The following is a 3,537-nucleotide window of genomic DNA, read 5'->3' as shown; positions in this document are numbered from 1 at the left end:
CCGGCGTCCGGGCCCGGATCTGCCGGATCTCGTTCTCCGGTGAGCTGGCCTACGAGATCAACATCCCGTCCTGGTACGGGCTGAACACCTGGGAAGCCGTGGCAGCCGCAGGGGCCGAATTCAACATCACCCCCTACGGCACCGAAACCATGCACGTGCTCCGCGCCGAAAAGGGCTACCCGATCGTCGGGCAGGACACCGACGGCACCGTCACCCCGCAGGACGCCGGCATGGAATGGGTCGTATCCAAGGTCAAGGAGTTCATCGGCAAGCGCTCCTACGCCCGCAAGGACGCCGGCCGCACCGACCGCAAGCACCTGGTCAGTGTCCTTCCCGTGGACGGCACGATCCGGCTCCCCGAGGGCACCCAGCTGGTGGAGCAGGGCATCACCGTCAATCCCGCTTACGGCCCCGTCCCGATGCAGGGATTCGTGACCTCGAGCTACCACAGCGCCGCACTGGGCCGATCGTTTGCCCTCGCCCTGATCAAGAACGGCCGCAACCGCATCGGTGAGACCCTGGTGGCCGCCGCCGGGGACCAGCTGGTTGATGTCGTTATCGCAGAAACCGTACTTTTTGACCCCGAAGGGACCCGCAAAGATGGCTAATACAGCAGCACTGACAGGCATCAATGGACTCCGGGACATCCGCCGCAGCCCCGCCTACCACCTGACCGAAGCGCTGGCGGCTGGCTCCGTCCCGGGCAAGGTCGTCCTCAACGAAGGCCCGTTCCAGACCATGGCCGGAGTCCGCGTGGACCCCCGCTCCGAGGCAGGATCACGGATCGCAGCCGTGACCGGCGGACTGCCGGCACGCTGCGGCGAAGTGACCGGCACGGACAGCATCAGCGTCCTCTGGCTCGGACCGTCCGAGTTCATGGCAGTGGCACCGGAAGCTGCCCACGATTCCTTGGGCGGCAACCTCATCGGCTCCCTCGTGGAAGCACTGGGCGATGCCCCGGGCCAGGTGGTGGACCTCTCCGCCAACCGCACCACGTTCGAGCTCTCAGGCCCACGTGCCCGCGCCGTCCTGGAGAAGGGCTGCGCCCTTGACCTGCACCCCCGCAGCTTCACCCCGGGAACGGCGCTGACGACCGAAGTCGGCAACATCCCAGTCGTGCTGCAGAAGACCGCAGAGAGCAGCTTCCGGCTCTTCCCCCGGGCCTCCTTTGCGGAGTTCCTGGGGCGCTGGCTCCTGGACGCCATGCGCGAATACGCGTCCCCCGAGGTCCCCTGATGGCGCTCAGCGTCCTGGATCTGTTTTCTGTTGGCATCGGGCCGTCCTCCTCCCACACGGTCGGCCCGATGCGGGCAGCGAAGCGGTTCGCGGACGGACTCAAAAGCGACGGGCAGCTGAGCTCCACGACCAGGGTGCAGGCCGAACTGTTCGGTTCCCTCGGCGCCACGGGCCGGGGCCACGGCTCGGACAAGGCCGTGGTCCTGGGCCTCCAGGGCCAGGCCCCCGAGACGGTGGACACCGGAACCGCCGATGACCAGGTGGCGGCCGCCGCCCTCGACGCCGAACTCCGGATCGGCGGGGACCACCGGGTGGACTTCAACTGGGACGAGGACGTGGTGCTGCACCGCCGCAAGTCCCTGCCGGCCCACCCCAACGGCATGACCTTCCGGGCACTGGACCACACCGGGGCAGTGCTCAAGGAGCGCAGCTACTACTCGATCGGCGGCGGCTTCGTCGTTGACGGCACCGCACAGGGCGCCGACCAGGTGGTGGCGGACGATACCGTGCTGCCGTACCCCTTCACCACAGCCGACGAGCTCCTGGCAATCTGCCGGCGGGAGGACATGTCCATCTCCGACGTCATGCTCGCCAACGAACTCACCTGGCGCAGCGAAGCCGAACTCCGCGACAAGCTCCTGGCACTGTGGGCGGTCATGCGCGAATGCGTGGACAACGGCTGCGCCGCCGAGGGAATCCTCCCCGGGCGGGCTGAACGTCAAACGACGCGCCCCGTCCCTGTTCCGGACGCTGGCAACATCAGCGGTAAGCGCCGACGCGGCAGCCCGGAATCCGTCCCCGGTCCAGGTGCCCGCCGACCCGCTGCTCGCCATGGAGTGGGTGAACCTGTTCGCCCTGGCCGTCAACGAGGAGAACGCCGCAGGCGGGCGGATCGTCACCGCCCCCACCAACGGCGCCGCCGGCATCGTGCCGGCCGTGCTGCACTACTACGTCAAGTTCGTCCCCGGAGCCAACGACGACGGCGTCATCCGCTTCCTGCTCACGGCCGCCGCCGTCGGTATCCTGTTCAAAATCAACGCCTCCATCTCCGGGGCCGAGGTCGGCTGCCAGGGCGAAGTCGGATCGGCCTGCTCCATGGCAGCGGCCGGGCTGTGCGAAGTCCTGGGCGGCACCCCCGCGCAGGTGGAAAACGCGGCCGAAGTCGGCATCGAGCACAACCTCGGGCTGACCTGCGACCCCGTCGGCGGGCTGGTGCAGATCCCCTGCATCGAACGCAACGCCATCGCCAGCGTCAAGGCCATCAACGCCGCCCGCCTCTGCCTGCACGGGGACGGCAGCCACAAAGTATCGCTGGACAAAGCCATCAAGACCATGCGTGAAACAGGAGCGGACATGAAAACCAAGTACAAGGAAACCTCCCGCGGAGGCCTCGCCGTGAACGTCATCGAATGCTGAGCCATGACGGCCGCCCAGGCGGGAACCCGCCGCGGCAAGACGCAGTCGTGCGGGCGTGCCGGGCAACATGGAGTTCCACGTGCGGTGGTGCCAAGCGAGCGGTGCCGCCGTTTCCGCGATGCCGCTTCGGGAACCAACGACTTTGCGAGGATGCCTCATGACCGATCTGCACTCCATTCCCCTTACCCTTATCGATGGAACGGACGCTGACTTCGGCCGCTTCAAGGGGGAAGCGGTACTGGTGGTGAACGTCGCGTCCCATTGCGGACACACGCCGCAGTACGCAGGACTGGAGGCGCTGCACAACAAGTTCCGGGAGCAGGGTTTCGCGGTGCTGGGCGTCCCGTGCAACCAGTTTGCCGGGCAGGAGCCGGGGGCCGACGCCGAGATCGCCGAGTTCTGCGAACGCAACTTCGGTGTGACGTTCCCGATGACTGCCAAGGCAGACGTCCACGGCGAGGACCAGCACCCGCTCTACGCGGAACTAACCAAGTTCAGAAATCCCGATCTTCCGGAGCAGGTGCAGTGGAATTTCGAGAAGTTTCTAGTGAACCGCGACGGTGGTGTGGTAGCGCGCTTTGCCTCGACGATGGCGCCTGAATCACCCGAAATCATTGGCGCCGTGCAGGGAGCCCTCGCATGACACGGATTGACGCCGCACCATCGACAGTGTGAAGGCTATCAACGCCGCCCGACTCTGCCTGCACGGGGACGGCAGCCACAAAGTATCGCTGGACAAAGCCATCAAGACCATGCGTGAAACAGGAGCGGACATGAAAACCAAGTACAAGGAAACCTCCCGCGGAGGCCTCGCCGTGAACGTCATCGAGTGCTGACCGTGGATACCTTGAACAGCACCGCGAACAGCACCGCCGCCGACTACGT

At 66.4% G+C, this 3,537-nt stretch carries 3 protein-coding genes and 2 pseudogenes; all 5 read left to right on the top strand.

Annotated elements, in window-relative coordinates; genetic code table 11:
• Nucleotides 1–608 (top strand): glycine cleavage T C-terminal barrel domain-containing protein (locus QCD75_RS21655; protein ID WP_301231589.1); only part of this gene is annotated, 608 nt, incomplete at its 5' end.
• Nucleotides 601–1,236 carry a sarcosine oxidase subunit gamma gene (locus tag QCD75_RS21650; RefSeq protein ID WP_301231587.1) on the top strand — a complete coding sequence of 212 codons (636 nt, stop codon included), beginning with the start codon at nt 601–603 and terminating at the stop codon, nt 1,234–1,236. The genes QCD75_RS21655 and QCD75_RS21650, both read left to right, overlap by 8 nt.
• Nucleotides 1,236–2,652: pseudogene (locus tag QCD75_RS21645) on the top strand (L-serine ammonia-lyase). Before QCD75_RS21650 ends, QCD75_RS21645 begins: the two are co-directional and overlap by 1 nt.
• Nucleotides 2,653–2,809: 157 nt before the next feature.
• Complete coding sequence (locus QCD75_RS21640; RefSeq protein ID WP_301231586.1) at nt 2,810–3,295, top strand: glutathione peroxidase; 486 nt, start codon at nt 2,810–2,812, stop codon at nt 3,293–3,295.
• 10 nt (nt 3,296–3,305) lie between these two features.
• Nucleotides 3,306–3,488: pseudogene (locus QCD75_RS21635) on the top strand (L-serine ammonia-lyase, iron-sulfur-dependent, subunit beta); the annotation flags it as partial.
• Nucleotides 3,489–3,537: the final 49 nt, after the last annotated feature.

This window comes from Arthrobacter sp. PsM3, assembly GCF_030433895.1.
Taxonomy (GTDB): Bacteria; Actinomycetota; Actinomycetes; order Actinomycetales; family Micrococcaceae; genus Arthrobacter.
This window is presented reverse-complemented; position numbering and strand designations above follow the sequence as displayed.

Excerpts from the sequence above, each read along its gene's own strand:
- QCD75_RS21650 (WP_301231587.1), top strand. The coding sequence starts at position 601 with ATGGCTAATACAGCAGCACTGACAGGCATCAATGGACTCCGGGACATC.
- QCD75_RS21640 (WP_301231586.1), top strand. The coding sequence starts at position 2,810 with ATGACCGATCTGCACTCCATTCCCCTTACCCTTATCGATGGAACGGAC.